Annotated in this window: 19 protein-coding genes; 8 read left to right on the forward strand and 11 right to left on the reverse strand. The window is 45.0% G+C overall.

The features are described 5' to 3' along the window. Positions 1 to 34 precede the first annotated feature (34 nt). From treB to gmhB, 4 genes are all read right to left on the reverse strand, one after another. Positions 35 to 1,459: a PTS trehalose transporter subunit IIBC gene (gene treB, locus BCU34_RS10270; RefSeq protein WP_102478915.1), complete on the reverse strand. Its 1,425-nt coding sequence runs from the start codon at positions 1,457 to 1,459 to the stop codon at positions 35 to 37. Positions 1,460 to 1,664: 205 nt separating this feature from the next. Further along, entirely contained in the window at positions 1,665 to 2,609 is a 945-nt protein-coding gene (gene treR / locus BCU34_RS10275; protein ID WP_019824953.1) for a trehalose operon repressor TreR, read from the reverse strand. Positions 2,610 to 2,698: 89 nt separating this feature from the next. Then, positions 2,699 to 3,034, reverse strand: coding sequence for an MliC family protein (locus BCU34_RS10280; protein WP_048664565.1), 336 nt, complete (start codon positions 3,032 to 3,034; stop codon positions 2,699 to 2,701). 63 nt (positions 3,035 to 3,097) lie between these two features. After that, entirely contained in the window at positions 3,098 to 3,682 is a 585-nt protein-coding gene (gene gmhB / locus BCU34_RS10285) for a D-glycero-beta-D-manno-heptose 1,7-bisphosphate 7-phosphatase (protein WP_170960820.1), read from the reverse strand. Between the two features lie 207 nt (positions 3,683 to 3,889). Between gmhB and metN the strand changes: the two genes are divergently transcribed. The 3 genes from metN (at position 3,890) to BCU34_RS10300 (ending at position 6,488) form a co-directional block, all read left to right on the forward strand. Further along, the gene (gene metN, locus BCU34_RS10290; RefSeq protein WP_048661199.1) at positions 3,890 to 4,924 is read left to right on the forward strand and encodes a methionine ABC transporter ATP-binding protein MetN; all 1,035 of its coding nucleotides are present in this window, start codon (positions 3,890 to 3,892) and stop codon (positions 4,922 to 4,924) included. Continuing rightward, positions 4,914 to 5,597: a methionine ABC transporter permease gene (locus tag BCU34_RS10295; RefSeq protein WP_017060764.1), complete on the forward strand. Its 684-nt coding sequence runs from the start codon at positions 4,914 to 4,916 to the stop codon at positions 5,595 to 5,597. The genes metN and BCU34_RS10295 overlap by 11 nt, the downstream gene beginning before the upstream one ends. A gap of 81 nt (positions 5,598 to 5,678) precedes the next feature. Beyond that, positions 5,679 to 6,488, forward strand: a complete 810-nt coding sequence (locus BCU34_RS10300; RefSeq protein ID WP_017630795.1) for a MetQ/NlpA family lipoprotein — start codon at positions 5,679 to 5,681, stop codon at positions 6,486 to 6,488. Positions 6,489 to 6,597: 109 nt separating this feature from the next. Here the strand turns inward: BCU34_RS10300 and BCU34_RS10305 are convergent, their stop codons facing one another. The 3 genes from BCU34_RS10305 to syd all read right to left on the reverse strand — a co-directional run bounded on the left by BCU34_RS10305 (position 6,598) and on the right by syd (position 9,527). Next, entirely contained in the window at positions 6,598 to 7,803 is a 1,206-nt protein-coding gene (locus tag BCU34_RS10305; RefSeq protein ID WP_102478916.1) for a carbohydrate porin, read from the reverse strand. 397 nt (positions 7,804 to 8,200) lie between these two features. Then, positions 8,201 to 8,977, reverse strand: a complete 777-nt coding sequence (locus tag BCU34_RS10310; protein WP_102478917.1) for a Zn-ribbon-containing protein — start codon at positions 8,975 to 8,977, stop codon at positions 8,201 to 8,203. 4 nt (positions 8,978 to 8,981) lie between these two features. Then, a complete protein-coding gene (syd, locus tag BCU34_RS10315) occupies positions 8,982 to 9,527 on the reverse strand; it encodes a SecY-interacting protein (protein ID WP_017089736.1) in 546 nt (181 codons plus the stop codon). Positions 9,528 to 9,657: 130 nt separating this feature from the next. On the opposite strand from syd, the gene queF reads away from it, so the two are divergent. The 5 genes from queF (at position 9,658) to xni (ending at position 17,028) form a co-directional block, all read left to right on the forward strand. Then, a complete protein-coding gene (gene queF, locus BCU34_RS10320) occupies positions 9,658 to 10,503 on the forward strand; it encodes an NADPH-dependent 7-cyano-7-deazaguanine reductase QueF (protein ID WP_102478918.1) in 846 nt (281 codons plus the stop codon). Positions 10,504 to 10,560: 57 nt separating this feature from the next. Beyond that, positions 10,561 to 12,819 (forward strand): tetratricopeptide repeat protein, encoded by a 2,259-nt coding sequence (locus BCU34_RS10325; RefSeq protein ID WP_048658093.1) that lies wholly within the window; start codon positions 10,561 to 10,563, stop codon positions 12,817 to 12,819. A 118-nt stretch (positions 12,820 to 12,937) separates the two neighbouring features. Further along, positions 12,938 to 14,503, forward strand: coding sequence for a diguanylate cyclase domain-containing protein (locus tag BCU34_RS10330; protein ID WP_102478919.1), 1,566 nt, complete (start codon positions 12,938 to 12,940; stop codon positions 14,501 to 14,503). 242 nt (positions 14,504 to 14,745) lie between these two features. Beyond that, entirely contained in the window at positions 14,746 to 16,110 is a 1,365-nt protein-coding gene (ppnN, locus tag BCU34_RS10335) for a nucleotide 5'-monophosphate nucleosidase PpnN (protein WP_102478920.1), read from the forward strand. A 144-nt stretch (positions 16,111 to 16,254) separates the two neighbouring features. Next, the gene (xni, locus tag BCU34_RS10340; protein WP_102478921.1) at positions 16,255 to 17,028 is read left to right on the forward strand and encodes a flap endonuclease Xni; all 774 of its coding nucleotides are present in this window, start codon (positions 16,255 to 16,257) and stop codon (positions 17,026 to 17,028) included. A gap of 79 nt (positions 17,029 to 17,107) precedes the next feature. Here xni and rlmM read toward each other — a convergent pair whose 3' ends face one another. Genes rlmM through BCU34_RS10360 form a run of 4 tightly spaced genes read right to left on the reverse strand, consistent with a single transcriptional unit; the run spans position 17,108 to position 20,108 of the window. After that, positions 17,108 to 18,199 (reverse strand): 23S rRNA (cytidine(2498)-2'-O)-methyltransferase RlmM, encoded by a 1,092-nt coding sequence (rlmM, locus tag BCU34_RS10345; protein ID WP_017070491.1) that lies wholly within the window; start codon positions 18,197 to 18,199, stop codon positions 17,108 to 17,110. Beyond that, positions 18,196 to 18,594 (reverse strand): DUF423 domain-containing protein, encoded by a 399-nt coding sequence (locus tag BCU34_RS10350; protein ID WP_048664560.1) that lies wholly within the window; start codon positions 18,592 to 18,594, stop codon positions 18,196 to 18,198. Before BCU34_RS10350 ends, rlmM begins: the two co-directional genes overlap by 4 nt. Further along, positions 18,584 to 19,207: an alpha/beta family hydrolase gene (locus BCU34_RS10355; protein ID WP_102398338.1), complete on the reverse strand. Its 624-nt coding sequence runs from the start codon at positions 19,205 to 19,207 to the stop codon at positions 18,584 to 18,586. Before BCU34_RS10355 ends, BCU34_RS10350 begins: the two co-directional genes overlap by 11 nt. Then, positions 19,200 to 20,108: a transcriptional regulator GcvA gene (locus BCU34_RS10360; protein WP_017063339.1), complete on the reverse strand. Its 909-nt coding sequence runs from the start codon at positions 20,106 to 20,108 to the stop codon at positions 19,200 to 19,202. Before BCU34_RS10360 ends, BCU34_RS10355 begins: the two co-directional genes overlap by 8 nt. Positions 20,109 to 20,478: the final 370 nt, after the last annotated feature.

Genomic DNA, 20,478 nt, shown 5'->3' on the forward strand with positions numbered 1-20,478 from the left:
TGGCTCACTTTGAAGCCATCGCTTATTTAATGCATTACGCGTTGGCGGTTTCTAGCTCGCCTTTCATCTGTGCTCGTTTATAGAAGAACAGTGTTAACGTGACGGGTAGTACAATCGCCACCAGCATCGCAATTAAGTAAATAGACCAATATTGCGGTTGAATCGATAAGATGCCCGGCAAGCCACCAACACCGATACCATTCGCCATCACACCTGCACTACCACAGATTGCAGCCGCTGCAGCACTGCCGATCATTGCGCTCAGCATTGGGAATTTGTATTTAAGGTTGATGCCGTACATCGCTGGCTCTGTTACACCTAAGTAAGCAGAGATTGCTGCTGGAACCGAGATGTCTCGTTCACCTTCGCGTTTACTTAAGATGATGATGCCAACGACCGCTGAAGCTTGTGCGATATTTGATAGCGCAATCAAAGGCCAGATTGGCGTGCCGCCTAAGTCTTGCATCAATTGTAGGTCGACTGCGTTGGTTGTGTGGTGAATACCCGTAATAACCAAAGGTGCGTATAGGAAGCCAAATACCACTGAACCAAGAATCGCAAAGTCACCCGTCATTGCTGCTTTAGCCGCGAATGCTACGCCATCACCTAACATACGGCCAAATGGACCAATGAAAGCGTGAGCTAAAATCACAGACAAAATAATCGATACAAATGGCACGACAACAAGGTACAGATAAGAAGGTACAATACGCTTAAGGTTAGTCTCAATGAACGCCAGAGCCACACCCGCTAGCATCGCAGGGATCACCTGTGCTTGATAACCGACTTTCTCAATCACGAACAAGCCAAAGTCCCACACCTCAGGTACCGATTTACCTATCATGTAAGCGTTCATCAATTGCGGGGAAACCAAGGTTACACCGAGCGTGATACCCAAAATAGGGGTTCCGCCAAGCTTCTTAACCGTCGCCCAACACACACCAACCGGTAGGAAGAAGAAAATCGCTTCGCCAATCAGCCATAAGAAAGAGTGAACAGTTGCCCAGAATTGGCTGATTTCAACGAGGGTTTTGCCGTCGAACATGCGAATGTCGCCAATCACATTACGGAAACCAAGAATCAGACCACCAGTAATGATGGCAGGCAGCAGTGGTACGAAAATTTCGGCTAAATGGGAGATACCACGCTCAAGGAAGTTCATATTTTGACGAGCGGCCAGCTTAGACTCATCTTTTGATGACGCCTCTTTACCCGTTTGCTCAATCAGAAGTGCGTACACTTCATCAACTTCAGTGCCAATCACGACTTGGAATTGGCCTGCGTTAGTAAAACAGCCTTTTACTAGCTTCAGTTTTTCGAGTTCAGCTTTGTTGGCCTGCTCTGTATCGTTCAATACAAAACGCAGTCGAGTCAGACAATGGCTGACACTCGCAATATTTTCTTTGCCACCGACTAACTCGATAAGACGCGCAACGTCTTGCTTCGCTATCTTACTCATACTACCCCACCCTGGTTTCATTCAATTACTCATCTAAACCATGCAGTGATAACCACTCAAGATTCAGATTTATGGGAACATTCCCAATTACAGTTATTATAATGCCCGCATGAATGATAAATTCAAATGGGAACAGTCCCATTAATTGAAAGAGATCACACTCTAATTTTAATCTAAGCGGTTAAATTTCGCTTAATTGAGTGGATTATAGAATCGGAGATTGAGTGTGATGAGAGATCTCTGAATTGCCTAAAAGCTGAGAGATCAATAGATTAGCCGCCAACTTACCTGCAGATTGATAGCCTGGATCAATACTAAATACGCGAGGGAACAAGAAAGAGAGAAGATCATTGCCACCAACGCCTGTTACAACCACATCTTCACGTTGTAGTTCTTGTAGACGCTTGATCACGCCAAGAGCCAATGTGTCACTAGCACAAACAAGTGCTTGAGTTGTAGGAGTCAGTACCTCATCCACCAGCTGATAAGCGCTTTCATGATGAAGTTGGCCAGTACGATAGTTCGCAATCACTCCAGTGCTTTCACACCAATCGAGGTAAGCCTTAAGACGCAACTCACCGGTTGATTTATCGCTAGGATCAACACCAATAAAACCGACATCTGAGATACCCTGATCCGATAGATGCGCTAACGCACTATTGATCACCTGTTGGTTATCATAGTTAATCGACGTTACGTTCTCGGTATCCAGAGCGATAACAACGGCTTTGTGTTCCCACGCTTCGATCGCTGGAATGTCACAGTCCGTAAAGCCAAACACAATAATGCCATCAACGTTACGACGCTTAAGAACCTGAAGATGCTCGTTGGCTTTATCTCTATCGAGTTGGCTTTCCATGATCACCACGTCGTAATCCGCTCGATACAACTCAGCTAGCATGGTGCTAACGGCTTTGTTTTCAGAGGGAGAATCTAAACGAGAGATGATCACGCCGATGACTTTTTGACTGCCACCACGCATTGATTGCGCAGACTTTGAAGGCGTGTACCCAGATTCTTGAATTACTCTTTCCACCCTTTCACGGGTTTCAGGTTTCACTTTTGGATCATTGGTCAGAACGCGAGATACGGTTGACTTACCAACACCGGACAGCTTAGCAATATCGAGAATAGTGAGTTTTTTGCTCATAAAAAGTCTAACGTTAAAGGGAAGAGAAAAAAAAGTGAGGGTAGATCCCCTCACTTAACTGTTTGTAAATCTTAGGAGTTAACTATGACTTACTTTCGACAATTTTTATAGACGACACGACCAAGTTCTAGACGTGCGTTGTCACCTTTAGTACGTAAAGTGACGCTATTGATCAGTTCAGAGGTTCCATCATCTAAGATGTACTTCGTTCCTGAACCTGCCGCTATTTGAGTGAGGCGATATTCATTCTCTGGCAAACGTAATACCGCTTTTTCATTACCAAGGTAAGCGACCTTAAATGAAGCGTCAGACTCACATTGATAAGTCACGAATTGATCGTCCGATACTGCACCATCAGGCGCTGCGGATTTAGAACACCCGAACAACGCTACCGTACATAGAGATGCTATCAACAATGCTTTCATGCTACGTTCCTCATCTTTATATAGTGAACAACACTTATATCTAAGTGAAAGAGACTTAGTGTCTTAACCTTTTAAGAAAGCAGGTACATCTTTAATGCTATCAAGTACCACACTAGCTAACGCTTCACCCTTTTCAGTGATTGGCTTACCGGTTCTTACCAGTACTTTTGTGCCAACACCTGCCTCTTCTGCAGCCATCATGTCTTCAGCTTTATCGCCGATCATGACCGAGTTAGCCATATCAATCTTCAGAAAGTCACGAGCAGAAATGAACATACCTGGCTTTGGTTTACGACATTCACAATCTTGCTTGTAGTCACCAATACCGTGTTCAGCGTGGTGCGGGCAGTAATAGATGCCATCAAGCTCAACGCCGTTATCGACAAAGTTCCAATCCATCCACTGCGTCAGAGAAAGAAAACGGTCTTCACTAAACATGCCGCGAGCAATACCAGATTGGTTGGTCACTAGCACCAATAAATAACCCATATCTTTAAACGCTTTCGCCGCTTCAAACACACCATCGATGTATTCAAAGTCATGCTCATCATGTACGTAGCCGTGATCAACGTTAATCACACCATCACGATCTAAAAAAACAGCAGGTTTAGACAAAATTTTGTTCTCTATCAACTCTCTATTAATCATTAATTATTACACGCTTTATTTGCTTCATCACTATCTATTTAGTTTTGCGTTCGTTAACGATTTGTTTCTAGCTTATCAATACAATCGACGTTTAGCCGTCTAGACGTAAAAATATCTATTGACTTAGATCATAGAACACCATAGCATCGTCTGTAAATCGAGCGAGCTATCGACATATTATTCTGTTCTACCTGCACGGGTTTCTCTATGATTAAAGTGAATCAAGTCAACAAGGTTTTTTATCAAGGCACTAAAGAAATCAATGCCTTAATTGATATCAACCTCCACATTCCTCAAGGTCAAATCTTTGGAGTCATCGGCTCTTCAGGTGCAGGCAAAAGTACCCTAATCCGCTGTGTAAATATGTTGGAAGCCCCGACTTCAGGTGAAGTGATTGTTGACGGTATCGACCTGACAAAACTCAGCAAATCTGAACTTAGCGAAGCGCGCCGTAATATCGGCATGATATTCCAACACTTCAACCTGCTGTCTTCTCGTACTGTATTTAACAATGTAGCACTGCCTTTAGAGCTTGCTGGTAAAGATAAAGCAATTATTGAAGCGAAAGTGAGTGAGTTACTTGAACTCGTTGGCTTAGCTGATAAGCGTGACACTTACCCTGCAAATCTAAGTGGCGGTCAAAAACAGCGTGTTGCGATTGCTCGTGCCCTGGCCTCTGATCCGAAAGTACTTCTGTGTGATGAAGCGACCAGCGCATTGGATCCTGCGACTACCCAATCGATTCTTGAGCTACTGCGTGAAATCAACCGCAAGCTGAACATCACGATCCTGCTTATTACGCACGAGATGGATGTGGTTAAGAGCATTTGTCACGAAGTGGCGATCATCGGCGGTGGTGAATTGGTAGAGAAAGGCACAGTTGGTGACATCTTTGCTCACCCTAAAACTGAGCTTGCGCATCAATTCATTCGTTCAACGCTGGATCTGACGATTCCCGAAGATTACCAAGCACGCTTGCAACAGACTCGTGTAAACAGCAGCTACCCGCTGGTACGCCTTGAGTTTACAGGCGCAACGGTTGATGCTCCGTTGATGACGCAGATTGCACGCAAATTCAATATCGATGTCAGCATCCTAAGCTCTGACCTTGATTACGCCGGCGGTGTGAAGTTCGGCATGATGGTTGCTGAACTGTTCGGTAATGAAGCAGATGATAATGCTGCTATCCAATTCCTACGCGATAACAATGTAAAAGTAGAGGTGCTTGGTTATGTCCTTTAGTTTCAACGAGATTGCTGACTGGATCAGCCTTAACGGTAACCTTCTATTAGGCGCAACAGGCGAAACACTTTACATGGTTGCTGTCGCTGGCATTGTAGGCTTCGCTGTCGGTATTCCACTAGGCGTGATTCTACACACGACTAAAAAAGGTGGCCTGTTAGAGAACACCAAAGTAAACAAGATTCTAGGTGCGATTGTGAACGTCGGTCGTTCAGTGCCTTTCTTAGTGTTGATGGTTGCGATTATCCCACTGACTAAGATGCTGATTGGTACCTTCATCGGTACAACAGCAGCGATTGTTCCACTGACAATTGGCGCTATCCCATTCGTAGCTCGACTTATCGAAAGTGCACTACTTGAAGTACCAACAGGTCTAGTAGAAGCAGCTCAATCGATGGGCGCAACACCAACACAAATCATCAATAAGGTTCTGCTTCCTGAAGCACTACCGACTATTATCAACTCAGTAACGATTACGCTAGTGACGTTGGTGAGCTACTCGGCAATGGCAGGTACTGTAGGCGGTGGTGGTCTAGGTGATGTCGCGATTCGTTACGGATTCCACCGTTACGATGTGACCATCATGGCTGTAACGGTAGTGATGTTGATTGTGCTTGTACAAATTATTCAATCAATCGGTGATTCATTAGTTCGCCGCGTTGACCACAGATAAAGACTCAGCGTTTAAACGCAAACTATCTAAGACAAGAGTCGTCTGAACCAAATTAAATAGATTTATTAAAAGGAGATTATTATGAAATTTAGCCTTAAAGGTTTACTTACTATCGCAGCAGCAGCATCAGCGCTAGTACTAGCAGGTTGTGGTGATAAAGAAGTGGATACTTCTAAAGTAAAAGTTGGCGTAATGGCAGGTGCTGAAGCGCAAGTTGCTGAAGTTGCAGCTAAAGTAGCAAAAGAGCAGTACGGCCTAGACGTTGAACTGGTTACTTTTACAGATTACGTAACACCAAACGCAGCACTGGATGATGGCTCTATCGACATCAACGCATTCCAACACGCACCGTACCTAGATCAGCAAGTGGCTGACCGTGGTTACAAACTGACTATCGCTGGTAACACGTTTGTTTACCCAATTGCTGGTTACTCTAAAGAAGTGAAATCTGTAGACGAAATCCAAGACGGTGCTCGTATTGCAGTACCAAACGACCCTACAAACCTAGGTCGTTCTCTACTGCTTCTTGAGCAACAAGGTCTTCTTGAGCTTCGTGAAGGTGCTGGTCTTCTAGCAACTGTTCGTGACATCGTTAAGAACCCTAAGAACCTAACAATTGTTGAACTAGACGCAGCACAACTGCCACGTTCTCTTGATGATGTAGCGCTTTCTATCATCAACACAACTTACGCGAGCTCTATCAACCTGACTCCACAAAAAGATGGCGTATTCGTTGAAGACAAAGATTCTCCTTACGTAAACCTAATCGTTTCTCGTGAAGACAACCTAAACGCTGAAAACGTACAGAACTTCGTTAAAGCTTACCAAACTGAAGAAGTGTACAACGCAGCTTCTGATATCTTCCAAGGTGGCGTAGTTAAAGGTTGGTAATCACCTAAACTGCAGCATCGTATAGATACCCGAAGGGGCTGACATAACGTCAGCCCCTTTTTATTTACGGCAGTTTTTTATGTACCGCAATTAGTTAGAAAGGCTCGACTTACCACCAAGCTTCCACTTGCATACCAACGCTCATTTCACTGTTTTTTCCTTCACCGAAGGCATTGTCGTTTTCTGCATCATTTAGGTAAGTGGCGAAGATACGAAATTCAGGACGAGACCAGAAACCCACTTGTGGAACCCAAGCCTGAGCGATTGTAAATTTACCACCCGCCCCATCTTTGTTATCAATCGTTTCTACAAAACCACCAATTTCAAGAATGGTACGCATGCGCTTGTCCCACTTATAAAGCGGACGGATTACAGCACTGAACGACTCATCATCACTGTTATTCGCACCAACATCCGATGACGCGGCATAACGAACCGTGTGACCAAATTCGATGTTCTCACCGATATCAAGCACACCCCAGTTAATCAATCGGAAGCCATCCGCATCGTTGTTATTTACATCACGAACGATGCCCTTACCTGTACCAAAGGTTATCATCTGCTCCGCATAACCAGAGTTAGCCACTTGGAGAATGGTTTTGTTGAAACCACCCGCTAGTTTTTGATTTAGGCTGGCAGTCAGCATCACGCTATCATCCGCGTCCACCGTTTGGCCCTGCTTTTCATTGGCGAAGTTCATATCAATACCGACCTCAAGATCAGCATTTTTCCACAATGGAATACCCGCATAACGTATATCAGCAATCATGGCTGTGGTTTCTTTGCCATCAAACACATCGCCAGTAACCGTGTCTTGAATCAAAGCCACCGATAATTTACCTGGTCCCATATTGATGTGTTCAACCCCCGCACCAATACCGCTTACATCCCAGTAGTAGTTATCAACGATGTGAACATCATGGCGTTGGTAGTAGCGCTCACCCGCCCAAATACCAATATCTTTATCTTCAAAAAGCCCTACTGCTTGAACATTGAGTTGAACTACATCAACGCTTTTATCCGCCGCGTTCTCATCTTGGCCTTGCCAGTACGACAACATGGAATCAACTAAAAATGAAACGTCGTCCTCAGCATACACTTCTTTTCTAAAACCAAACTCGCCATACAGGTCATTTTCGTTGCCGAGTCGTCCAACTTTACTCACCTCCCACTTGCTGTTTGAGCCGCCTTCATTACTCAGGCCAACGCCTCCGCGCATGTAGCCATTGAACTCTAATGGTGTGGTTTCATCAGCGTATAAATTAGGTGCAAGTAAAGCAGTAGAGAGTGCAGCAGCAATAGGTAACAGTTTCATCGTCCATTCCTTTCAGATCTAGAATTAGGTTATCACTTATAAATGGGAACATTCCCATGGGATCGATCCCATTTATATTGAGCAGAATATAAATTGAAAGAGAACTGATTGATTACTGTGATCCAGTTAACTATTGAAATGATCAAAAGTTGATGGGTGTGGAATTATTTCGGTGAATACATGAGGACTACAGAGAGAGACATACAGCACAGAATGAGCGTACTTAAGGGCGAAATAGATTCGACAATATTGGAAAAGCCCAATACTGATTAATGCTCAATATGGAGGTCAAAGAAAGAGAAACAGACGAGAAGCTAGCAGAGAGAAAACAGAGGAATAAGTATCGAAGTATTGATCAACACTTCGATACCTTGAATCGAAAATTAAGCTTTATGGATTACTTAAGATGATCCCAAGAGATGTTTGATACCAGACGGCAGTCATCACACTTGAAATAGAAAATATCGTGGATAGGCGCATCTAGCAGCCATTCGCCACCACATTGCGGGCATTTGCGCTCTTTTTCAGCTTTTAAGCTAATGCCACCCACGCGGTACAAGTAGTAATAAGTCGGGATCTTCGTGAGATATTCAATGCGTCCTCTCAAGCCCCAACCGCGTTTGAACAACACACTTTTAGTATCACTAATCTCTGTCAGAGTTGCGTGTTCAGCACGACAACCACCACCCATTTGGACTTCATCACAAGCTTGCCATTCAGTCTGCCATTTCAATACGGCTTTATGGTCACCATTGAAGGTTGGCGGGTTGCGATACAGAGGGATCGGCAACAAGCTGTCACCACTGCGTAGCGGCGAACAGGTATGAACGAACGTCGTGTACAACACCTGCCAGCTTGGCGCTTCGTCTTCGGCCACTTCTTCAGAGTTAAGATCTCGCCCCAGTAAACGTATTTTAGGCGCAAGCAGGCTCGCGTTAGACAAGCGATCAAAACACACTTTTACGAAATCTGAGTGGTTACGCGGGTGCAAGCTGTCTTGCTCTGGGCAGACAACGCGAACATAAAATTCGCCGTCACCCATCACGATAGGAAATTCACGCCCCAACACTTGCCCGTTATAACGAAGTGCATCCATTAAGCCATTAACAGCCTTGTCGACAGCGCTTACCGTTGTGTTGTCAAAACACTCAAATTGAAGTTCTAGTACGTACATCTATTTATACCGCTGGTTGTAGCTTTTCTAAAAATTCTGCCAATGTCTCGGCTAGTACATCACGATTTTTGGTGCCTAAGCGCTCCAAAATCACGTTACCCGTTAGGTTACAGATAGAGATAACATCCAGCTCTGCATCGGTCGCGGCAATGAAAACCGTAGGCTTTAGCTTCAAGCGACGCTGAGTCACTAGGTGACCCAAAATGTTTTCTTGTAGGCATTCGAAGTCTTCATCACTCCAAATCTGTAATAGAGTCAGCTCGTTACCATCAAAAGTCGCATTCATATCTGCGCTGAATTGTGCGCCATAGAAAGTCTTGATGTCTTCATGCAGAGTCAACTCAATACCGGTTTCAACGTTGGTGAAATCCGCGAATTGCTCACGTGGATAGTGCTTCCACAACACGGCGTCGCCACTCTTTTCTTCTACGCATGGCGATACGATGTCCACCAACTCCTCATTACGAGGTAAGCTTTGGTGTTGCTGCTGCCACGCGTCAACGTATCGCTGACTGAAAGAAAGTAGTGCGTCTTGAGCACGTTGAGTCATGAAAATCTCCTAAACACATAATAATAAATAGAATCTGGGCCTTTCCTTGCCGAATAAGCGATGACTTAATGACAGGGTAATGGGGATTCAGTAAAATCGACCCCATTCTAATCGAATTTGAAACGAAAGTATGAGCAAATATTCTGACGCAAAAGAGCTAGCGGGTTTAACCCTAGGCCAAAAAACTGAGTACTCTAACCAATACGATGCAAGTTTATTGCAACCAGTGCCTCGTAGCCTTAATCGCGATGATCTTGCGCTAAACGGCGAGCTGCCTTTTGTTGGTCATGATATTTGGACTATGTACGAGCTTTCGTGGCTAAACACCAATGGCCTACCACAAGTGGCTGTTGGCGAAGTTTTCATCCCGGCAACCAGCCCAAATTTAATTGAATCAAAATCTTTCAAACTGTACCTGAACAGCTACAACCAGACTCAATTTGAAAACTGGGAACAAGTCACTGAGCGCCTGACCCAAGATTTGTCAGCATGTGCAGGCGAAACCGTCATTGTGAATGTAAACTCAGTAACCGACTACACCAACCAACCTATCGTAACGATGGAAGGCGAATGTATCGACAACCAAGACATCCACATCACTAGCTATGACTTTGAAGCATCACTGCTTGAGGGCGCTGCTGGCGAACAAGAAGTCGAAGAAACACTGCACAGCCACCTATTGAAGTCGAACTGTTTGATCACTAATCAACCGGATTGGGGCAGCGTTAAGATCGCATATTCAGGTAAGCAAATTGACCGTGAAGCTCTGCTACGCTATTTAGTTTCTTTCCGTGAACACAACGAATTCCACGAACAATGTGTCGAACGTATCTTCACTGACATCATGAAATACTGTGGTCCATCGAAGCTAACCGTATTTGCTCGTTACACGCGTCGTGGTGGTCTGGATATCAACCCGTACCGTTCAACAGAGCAAGATAGACCAAGCCACAACAAGCGTATGGCTCGCCAATAATAGGCATACAAACCACACACTTATTGGAACCTACCTCATCTTTAAAGGGACATTGAAATGCGTTGGTTATACGTCGTTAGCCTATTTATTTTAAGCTTAAGCACATCGGTTAATGCGTCGGTCTACTCGTCGGCGCTGCTCAATGAAGCCAATAACTTGGTTGAGATCGAGCCGAGCCAAGCAAAACAAATGGCCAACAGCTACCTAACGCTTCGTGTCCTTTCCGATCAACGCGAGAAAAGCCCTTCTGCTATTTCTCGCGAAGAGACAGACTCTTCTATTCGAACACCAAACAGCAGTATCGATGCGTATAAGATCTTAGCTAAAGCAGAGTACAACCTTGGCAATATTCGCATTGCTATCAAGCACATCGAAAAGGCCTCTGAGCTAGCGAAAACCTATAAGCTTGATTACCTAAAGCTGGATCTCCAGATCCTAAAAGTTCGCTTGGTTTGGCTTAATGATAGAAAATCAGCCAAAGCAAAATCAGAGCTAGCAGGTATTGAAGCAAACCTAGAATCGGTGAATAAAACCTTACGCTTGACGGAAGGCATCACCTATCGCTTGATCATGTTAAAAGCCGACATCGCCTCTTACGACAACAAGGTCGACGAAGCTGAGAAGTTCTATCAAGAAGCCAAAACCTACCTCGACCAGCGCTACTCTGAAAAAGTCACCATCGACTACCACATCTCAGTCGGTGAGTTTTATCTGACCCACAAAGAGTACAACCACGCGCTGTCTGAGTTGTTGTATGGCTATTGGAAATCAGTCGAAGGCAACCTGAGTTCACGCTTGGCCAAGGTAAACCGCCTACTTGCTCAGCTTTTCTTTGAGCGCCAAGTTTTAGATAAAGCGCTAGAGCACCTTTCTCAAGCTGCTGATTTCTATGATAACTTTGAAAACTCACCTGTCTTAGCGCAAGTGCTTAAGAAAATGGGTGACGTGTACTTCTATCAAGGGAAATATAACCTTGCCCTGGTGCACTTCTTCAACGTTCTTGATCACGAAAGTACTGACCGAGATATCCACGAAGTCATTGATATTCGCCTAAGCCTATCAGCGACTTACCTACGCCTTTATAATTACCCTTTAGCAGAACAGTACCTAACACGTGCCCTTGAGCTGCTGGAATACACCGACATACCAAAGCTGGAAGGTCGTGCCGCACTGTTATCGGCTGGGTTGGCTTATCACCTGCAAGAAAGCGAAGACGTGATTAAGCATGCAACACGCGCACTTGAGATCTCACGCCAGATAGAAAACATGCGCCTTTCACAACGCTCGTACTACTTACTTTCTTTAGGTTATGAGCAGGCTGGTCGTCCACAGCAGGCGCTAGCAAACCTCAAGCAGTACAACAGCCTTGTTTCTTTAGAGCAGCAAAAACTTAACCGTGTTGGCGAAGATGCATTCCGCCAACAGAAAGAGTTTGCCGAGCAGACCTTGCACTATGCAGGCCAAGCGCAAGAGCTAGAAAAATACAAACTGGAGCATCGTAAGTTCCAAAAAATATCGTTCGCCCTATTCTTGTTCAGCATTGTCTTGTTCTTCTTTGTGCTACGCCGAGGCTACCTCATTCAAACCTTGGCCAAAGAAGTGGACTCACTACGCACAGATCTCTTTACGCACTCGCGTTCGAAGCTTCCTAACCTAAGAATGCTCAATGCGAAGCTCTCGAACTCTTTGGAGCAAACCAGCCAGACCTTTGAGCAATGGCAGATGGGGGAATTGATTCATGAACCACTGAACGACCGTTTGCGCTTTGTGATGATTGATTTGCCGTTCTTGCGCAACATGTACACGCAGAACGGTTACAAAGCCGGTTTAGAACTGGAAGATGCTTTCGGTGAATTCCTCAAATCTAAGCTTGAAGGTCCAGCTCGTGTTTACCATTTCTCGGATGCGAACCTGCTTTATATCGAGCCCAACGCCGACCGTGATTTATCGCCTGAGGCCATGTTCAGAAAGATTCAGTCTTGGGTGAATGACTTCGAAACAGAGCGTAACATCAATCGAACGGTCCGCATGGGCATCGCTGACTACCCGTTTTTACCACGCGCTTACACCGCAATTAACGATCAAGAGCTGCTCGACGTATTGTTAATGTCGACCAATCTAGCTCGTGAGATCAGTCTCAAAGAGCGCAGCAGCCAATGGGTATACCTAAAAGCTATCGATAATGCACCAGCAGCGAGCCTTGCAACTGGTAACATAAGAGAAGCGTGTAAACATGCGATTAATCAAGGGTTAATAAAAATACAATCGTCGTACCAGAATGAGGACAACATCAAAAAAATGCTAAAAGATGACTGATTTGCGAGCGGTTAAGAGCGGCAAGTCGTGACCTTATTTTTAGTTTTGTTATTATCGATGTAACGGAATTTCATCAAAATGATCGAGATCGGTCTACGCGGCGCTAATTAATACATCTATGGGCATTCTTGAAAAAGACATTCAGGCGCAACTCCACCAGCTGAAATCTCAGTTGGAGCAGGTTCGTTTGACGCAAAGAGACACCTCGTTCAAGTTTATTAGAGAACAGAAAGTTCTAAAGCGTATCGTCACATCTTTAAGTGACGCATGTGTTGGCAGTAACAGTCATTTAGATGAAAACCTCATTGCCCTTAGGGAAGAGCTAGAAAAGCAAAAAGACATTAGCTCAATGATCCCAAAGCTGGCAGTATTAGAAAGGATGCTTAAGCAGAAAACGTTGGCTATGGATAAACAGAACGGATATCTGGACGATAGCATTAAGCACAGTGGGGAAACGCTGCAGCGCATAACAGGCCTTCCAGCGCAGCTTAAACGCGACCTACGAAACTTACTTAGCTTCTCCGAATGCAATGGCAGTCAAAAAGTCGATCATGCCATGAAACTTCTCGGTATTTATGAGCGTGCCATTAAGATTATGGCGAATAACTCACGCACTCATTTTGCCGACGCTACGTATTCTCCGGAACAAGAGCTCCTTTCCGACCTATCAAATGAATTACAACATCTGATCACTGAACTTGATTTCGAGGGTGAATCGGGTGATCTCCTTACCGATATTCGAGCGAAGCTGCTGCTTGGTGTTTCCACACAAAACCTACTTGAGTTGACACTTCAGATCCTCAAACTGGTCATTGAAGGCACCAACCTAGAACGTAAGAAGTCTGAACAATTTGTTGATCAGCTTAATTCATCTCTAGCTTCCAGCATCAAAACGGCAGACCAAAATACCGACCAGAGCCAAAGCTACTTTGAGCACCGCCAAGGGCTTAACTCTGAGTTAAATGAACTTGTCACTAAGAGCCAAAACTCTGTAGAGAAAGCAAAAGATATTGATAGTTTAAAGCGCTCGATTAACCCGCTGCTCAGTGAAATAGCCTCTCTTTCGGAAAGATTGAACCACGCAGAGCAAAAAGAACAAGCTCTAATAGAGAGAATGAATTACGGAAAGACTCAGTTAGATTCACTGTATGAAGTCACCCAAGATTACCGTAAGCGTTTGGAAGATCAGGCTCAACGCATGCTGCTTGACCCGCTAACAAAGGTTTACAATCGCACCGCCTTTACTGACCGCTTAGAGCTTGAGTATCGCCGCTGGATCCGCGCACAACACTCACTGCGCGTAGTACTGCTCGATATAGACAACTTCAAAGCGATTAACGATAGCTTTGGTTATACCGCGGGCGACAAAGCACTCAAAATCATCGCAAGAACCATCACCAAAGAAGCAGGCACCACTGATACTGTGGCGCGTTTTTCAGGTGAAGAATTTGTCTTATTGCTGCCAGAGCAAACTGATGAATATTGCCACCAGGTCATTCAAAACATCCAAACTCAAGTAAGTCGTTTGCCCTTTAAGTTCCGTGACCAACAAATCACGATTACCTTGTGTGCGGCAAGCACTCAGTTTAAAGAGTCAGATACACCAGAAGAAGTATTGGAAAGACTCAATAAGACGCTAAACAAAGCAAAACAACGCGGCACTAACCAACTTGTTTGGAACTAAGCCACCTTAGATTTAATTTATTTCATTTTTTCAAATACTTATCACATACCATTTCCCTCAATGTTTGCTAAGCTAATGATTAACATTCGCTTAACAAGCATTCTTGGCAAGCAACGCTGTCGTATCCGTTTCGTCTGGTTAACTCTCTCCCACCTTTAACCAAACACTTTCAACGTTTGCTTCTCACTCTCGAGCCAGAGGGTCACTTCAACGTCCCCTGCTCTTTTCAACAAGGAGGCACTATGATCACTCATATCAGCCCTGCCGGTAGCATGGATTTACTCTCTCAACTTGAGGTTGAGCGTCTTAAGAAAACCGCGTCTAGTGATCTGTACCAACTGTATCGTAACTGTACGTTAGCGGTACTCAACTCAGGTAGCCACACCGACAACTCCAAAGAGTTACTCGACAAGTATCAATCGTTTGATGTTGAGGTAGTGCGACGTGAGCGTGGTATCAAACTCGAGCTGAGCAACCCTCCAGAGCATGCCTTTGTCGATGGTGAAATCATCAAAGGTCTCCAAGAGCACCTATTTTCAGTGCTGCGTGACATTGTTTACGTCAACATGCACCTCGCAGATAACCAAAGGCTCAACCTGACTAATGCCACTCACATTACCAACCTCGTATTTGGTATTCTGAGAAATGCAGGCGCACTTACACCGGGTATCGAGCCTAACCTGATTGTATGTTGGGGTGGTCACTCTATTAATGCCACTGAATACCAATACACTCGCGAAGTGGGTAATGAACTTGGCCTACGTGAGCTGAACATCTGTACCGGTTGTGGACCGGGTGCGATGGAAGGGCCAATGAAAGGCGCGGCTATTGGTCACGCTAAGCAACGTTATACTGATCATCGTTACTTAGGGCTGACAGAACCTTCAATCATTGCTGCTGAGCCACCAAACCCAATCGTGAACGAACTGGTGATCATGCCAGATATCGAGAAACGTCTTGAGGCATTCGTTCGTATGGCGCATGGCATCATCATTTTCCCAGGCGGCCCAGGCACAGCCGAAGAGCTGCTGTACATCTTAGGGATCATGATGCACCCGAACAACGCTGAGCAGCCAATGCCGATTGTCTTAACGGGTTCGAAAGAGAGTGAGGCTTACTTCCGCTCTATCGATAAGTTCATCGGTGAAACCTTAGGGCCTGATGCGCAGAAACACTATGAGATCGTGATTGATGATCCTGCTCGCGCTGCAAAAATCATGAAACAAGCGATGCCAGATGTGCGATCTCACCGTAAAGAGACCGGCGATGCCTACAGCTATAACTGGTCACTGCATATTGAGCCGGAGTTCCAACTGCCATTCGATCCGACACACGAATCTATGGCGGCGCTTGATCTTCATATGGACCAAAAAACAGAGAGCCTAGCCGCTAATTTACGTAAAGCGTTCTCAGGCATTGTCGCAGGTAACGTCAAAGCTGAGGGTATTCTAGAGATCGAGAAGCACGGTCCATTCCTGATTGATGGCGACAAAGAGCTAATGACCAAAATGGACCAACTGCTAAATGACTTTGTGGAGCAACATCGAATGAAGCTACCGGGTGGTACGGACTACGTGCCTTGCTATCAGATTGTGTCTAGTAGCTAATAATGGCAAGCAACTGATAACAGGTGACAAGCGTAAAACTAAACAAGTCATGACGTATACGTCGCTAACGTTTCAACTCACCAAGTGATACGTTACTATAAGGGGCTAGCAGCCCCTTTTTTATTGCCTATTTAGTGGAAACTTATGTCTATCCATCTTGTTATTATCGATGCCTTAAACCTCATCCGACGCGTGCACTCTGTTCAGCCGGACCCAACCGATATAGCAAGAACCATCACCACGACAACTCGCACTCTCAATAAGATTCTGAATGAATCAAAACCCACCCACATCATCGCGGTATTTGATCACCATTTACAAGACCGTGGCTGGCGCGCAGACGTGCTCCCTTCTTATAAGCAGAACCGTAAACCGATGCCAGAGCCATTGATGAAAGGTCTTGATGCTATTCAACAAGCTTGGTGGGAATTAGGCATTGATTCACTGCTGTCTGATGGCGATGAAGCGGATGACCTAGTAGCAACACTGGCAAAGAAAGTGGCTGACCACGGAGAAACCGTCACCATCATTTCGACGGATAAAGGCTACTGCCAACTGCTATCACCCACTCTGCAGATCCGTGACTACTTCCAGCACCGTTGGTTAGACAAACCCTTTATCGAAGCTGAGTTTGGCGTTAAGCCTGAACAACTGGCGGATTACTGGGGGTTAACAGGTGTCAGCTCTAGCCAAGTACCGGGAATTCCAGGTGTCGGACCAAAAGCAGCCAAAGAGATATTAACCACCTACTCAGATATCGAAGCGGCCTACCAAGCAGAAGATCTACCGAAAAAATACCGTAAGAAGTTCGACGAGCACATCGAATCCGCTCGTGTATGTAAGCAAGTATCGGCACTCAAAACCGATATCGATTTAGGGTTCAATCTGCAAGATATTCGCTACGAAGCACACGCTTAAGTCGCTGTGACTCGATGGTATTGATACAAAAAATGCTCCTTAAAGGAGCATTTTTTTCACTGACACCCTAACGTAAATATTAGTGCGGTGAGATGTTTGAAAGCGCCTGAATGTGAACCGTGATCTCTTCGCGATCGTGGTAAAGGTGCTTAGCCTGCATCTTGAACTTCACTTTATTCTCAATAAGGAACACTTTTAGGTTCTCGATATCTTGCAGTACTTCATCGTAACGGCCTTTCATAGGCAGTTTAAGGTTGAATAGTGCTTCTTTCGCCCAGCCTTTGATGATCCACTCACCCATAAGGTGTGCAACGCGCGCTGGCTTCTCAACCATGTCACAGATAATCCAAGTTACGTTCTTACGGTCTGGTTCAAACTTAAAGCCATCCACCATGTGGTGCTTAATTTGACCCGTTTCCATTAGGCTGTCTGCCATCATGCCGTTATCAACACAGTGAACGAACATCGAGCGCTTAACCAATTGGTAAGTCCAACCACCCGGACATGCACCTAAATCAACACCCCACATACCTGGAGCAAGACGCTCATCCCATTCATCACGAGGAATAAATACGTGGAATGCTTCTTCTAACTTCAATGTAGAACGGCTTGGTGCGTCTGAAGGGAACTTCAAACGAGGGATGCCCATAAAGAATTGTGAGTTATTGGTTGGGTAAGAGTAACCCACAAAGCAGTGACCCGGAGCGATGAAGCATAAATGAAGCACAGGCTTCTTAGCGTTATCTTTCGCTGTCATCAGGCCTTTACCACGCATCGCTTGACGCATCGGCACAGTAAACTTACGGCAGAACTTCAAAAGCTCTTTTGCTTCGTTAGTATCTGGTGTTTCGATACGGATATCACCACAACGAGGGAAACCTTCTTTTTCAGAAAGCGCTTCAAGAATTGGAGAGATACGGTCATCGGTTGGCAGGTCTTTGATTTCAACTGCCACTGCTAGCATCTGACGAGCAAAGATCAGTGATTGGAAATCGATCTCTTTGATCAACTTATCCGCTTCACCTGCTTGGTAACATTCAAACAATACAAAGCCTGTATTGTTCTTTAGGCGAGGAAAACCAAACACTTCCAGTTGTGTTGCCTTGTCTTGAATTTCGCCAGCACATTCTTTTTCAAAACCAGAGCGACAATAAAGTAGTACGTGTTTCACTGAGTTACCTCTTTTATATTCAAAGCAGCGAAGGAGAAGACTCCCCAACCAATGATAAACAGTAGACCACCAAACGGTGTTATAGGGCCAAACCATTTTATTCCTGTCAGTGCTAAGCCATAAAGGCTGCCACTAAAACAAAGGATGCCGATGATAAAGCAAATTGCCGCAATGAAAAAATATTTTTGTGATTTAGCGCCAAGTTTCATCTGTAGCAGAGCACCACACGCCAATATCGCTAGAGTATGGATAAATTGGTACTGAACACCGGTCTCGAACACACCTAAAAGATACTCTGGCAAGATAGCCTTCAAACCGTGCGCGGCGAATGCCCCAAGCATCACAGCGATCGCACCAGAAATGCCTGAAAAAGTGAGTAAATACTTACTTTTCATTGAGCACCTCTTTGATAAACGCTGACAACTTCTCAACGGTTAACGCAATATTCTGCTGTTCGGTGTAACCAGAACTCTTACGAGGCTTAAAACTATGGTCGCCATCGGGAATAAACTCAACTCGAATTGAATCCGATAGATTGAAGTCAGCAAACTCTTCTCGCTTACCAAAGGTATCGCGCTCGCCTTGTAAAATAAGACACGGCTTAGCTAACTCAGCGAGATGTTCGCCTTTGTATTTCTCTGGTTTGCCCGGAGGGTGGAAAGGAAAACCCAAGCACGCCATCGCTGCCACTTTATCAACTTCAGACAAATGACTCGCCATGCGCCCTCCCATCGACTTACCACCAATCACAAGCTTATCAGCGTCGCATTGCTCTATGATCTCTTGGTAGGCTTCAAGGAGCTTAGGGGCTCTGTCAGGTGGCCGACGCTTGCCATCTTCAGCACGCTTGATCATGTAAGGGAAGTTGAAACGAATCACTCGTATCCCTTTAAAGGTCAACCCTTTTGTCACTGACTGCATGAACTCGTGGTCCATGCCGGCACCCGCGCCGTGAGCGAAGATAAAGGTGATTGGGTTGTTTTCACCATCAATGATGACGTTATTCATCGAGTAAGTCCTCTTGTTCACTTTGCGCTTTCGCTAGCATCCAGTCACGGAAAGTGGCGATACGACCCATGTCAGCTTGTTTCTCATGACAAACCACATAGAAGGCGTTCTTACTCACCAACACTTCATCAAAAGGCGCAATCAAACGACCTGCTTCGATTTCAGGCTGCGCCAACACATTGTTACCAAGAGCAATCCCCTGGCCGTGAGCAGCCGCCTGCAGCACCATGGTTGAGTGACTGAAGATAGGACCGTGATTAACATTAACCCCGTCAATGCCATTTTGCTTAGCAAACTGTTTCCAATCCTTTCGAGAAGTATCATGCAGTAACGTATGACATGCCAAATCGCTGAGAGATTCTAATGGTTTAGCTCCTAGCAGCACGGAAGGTGAGCAAAGTGGAATCAGATATTCTTGATACAGCTTGTCAGCTCTAAGCCCTGACCAATTACCTCGGCCATAGTAAATAGCCACATCTACATCATCAGTCAGCGAACCTTCATCCATATCAACGGCTTTGATTCTTACATCAATGTCAGGTTCTTGCTGATTAAAGTCGGCAAGCCTTGGTACCAACCATTGAATGGCAAAACTCGGCGGTAAACTGATGGTCAATGCGCCCTTTTCACTTCGCTCAAGCACTTTGTCCGTCGCTTCTGCCAGTGATGTGAAAATATCTTTGATATCCAAGAAGTAGCTTTGGCCTTCTTCAGTCAGCAGCAAAGAGCGGTTTCTTCGGCGAAACAGCTTCAAAGATAAGAATTCTTCAAGCGCTTTGATCTGATGACTGACCGCCGCTTGAGTAACAAACAACTCTTCTGCGGCACGCGTAAAACTCAAGTGTCGAGCAGCAGCTTCAAACACTCTTAGCGAGTTTAATGGGGGTAATCGACGAGACATAGTTACTCTCTAAATAAGCATTAGTTTTTTTTATCTGAAACATTATAATTTGTCCATTGCCTAGCGGCCAGAGAAATTCTATATTTCATCCCGCAGCAGCTAGCCTGAACGGCTTGATTCTCTCTAGAATCAATTGGCTTAGCTCCTGCGATGTTGTGTTTGCAAACTCGTTCTTTTCGAGTTGGGTAGAGTTCTACCAAATGTTTTGTTGCAGTTCTATACTGAAACGAGGCATGTACTTCCTGTATTTATTTTGACCTGTCTGTCAAATTTGTTTACACCGCCTTATGGGCGGTGTTTTTTTATGTGCAAAGAAATGTAACAACAAGTTTATCAATAGCTGTGCTAATTAATCTTTATTATTTTTCAT

Origin of the sequence: Vibrio sp. 10N.286.45.E10, assembly GCF_002874195.2 — a bacterium.
GTDB lineage: Bacteria > Pseudomonadota > Gammaproteobacteria > Enterobacterales > Vibrionaceae > Vibrio > Vibrio crassostreae.

Excerpts from the sequence above, each read along its gene's own strand:
- queF (WP_102478918.1), top strand. The coding sequence starts at position 9,658 with ATGAGCAAATATTCTGACGCAAAAGAGCTAGCGGGTTTAACCCTAGGC.
- syd (WP_017089736.1), bottom strand. The coding sequence starts at position 9,527 with ATGACTCAACGTGCTCAAGACGCACTACTTTCTTTCAGTCAGCGATAC.
- treB (WP_102478915.1), bottom strand. The coding sequence starts at position 1,459 with ATGAGTAAGATAGCGAAGCAAGACGTTGCGCGTCTTATCGAGTTAGTC.
- BCU34_RS10295 (WP_017060764.1), top strand. The coding sequence starts at position 4,914 with ATGTCCTTTAGTTTCAACGAGATTGCTGACTGGATCAGCCTTAACGGT.
- BCU34_RS10310 (WP_102478917.1), bottom strand. The coding sequence starts at position 8,977 with ATGTACGTACTAGAACTTCAATTTGAGTGTTTTGACAACACAACGGTA.
- BCU34_RS10330 (WP_102478919.1), top strand. The coding sequence starts at position 12,938 with ATGGGCATTCTTGAAAAAGACATTCAGGCGCAACTCCACCAGCTGAAA.
- BCU34_RS10360 (WP_017063339.1), bottom strand. The coding sequence starts at position 20,108 with ATGTCTCGTCGATTACCCCCATTAAACTCGCTAAGAGTGTTTGAAGCT.
- xni (WP_102478921.1), top strand. The coding sequence starts at position 16,255 with ATGTCTATCCATCTTGTTATTATCGATGCCTTAAACCTCATCCGACGC.
- BCU34_RS10280 (WP_048664565.1), bottom strand. The coding sequence starts at position 3,034 with ATGAAAGCATTGTTGATAGCATCTCTATGTACGGTAGCGTTGTTCGGG.
- BCU34_RS10350 (WP_048664560.1), bottom strand. The coding sequence starts at position 18,594 with ATGAAAAGTAAGTATTTACTCACTTTTTCAGGCATTTCTGGTGCGATC.
- treR (WP_019824953.1), bottom strand. The coding sequence starts at position 2,609 with ATGAGCAAAAAACTCACTATTCTCGATATTGCTAAGCTGTCCGGTGTT.
- BCU34_RS10355 (WP_102398338.1), bottom strand. The coding sequence starts at position 19,207 with ATGAATAACGTCATCATTGATGGTGAAAACAACCCAATCACCTTTATC.
- BCU34_RS10325 (WP_048658093.1), top strand. The coding sequence starts at position 10,561 with ATGCGTTGGTTATACGTCGTTAGCCTATTTATTTTAAGCTTAAGCACA.
- BCU34_RS10300 (WP_017630795.1), top strand. The coding sequence starts at position 5,679 with ATGAAATTTAGCCTTAAAGGTTTACTTACTATCGCAGCAGCAGCATCA.
- BCU34_RS10305 (WP_102478916.1), bottom strand. The coding sequence starts at position 7,803 with ATGAAACTGTTACCTATTGCTGCTGCACTCTCTACTGCTTTACTTGCA.
- gmhB (WP_170960820.1), bottom strand. The coding sequence starts at position 3,682 with ATGATTAATAGAGAGTTGATAGAGAACAAAATTTTGTCTAAACCTGCT.
- metN (WP_048661199.1), top strand. The coding sequence starts at position 3,890 with ATGATTAAAGTGAATCAAGTCAACAAGGTTTTTTATCAAGGCACTAAA.
- ppnN (WP_102478920.1), top strand. The coding sequence starts at position 14,746 with ATGATCACTCATATCAGCCCTGCCGGTAGCATGGATTTACTCTCTCAA.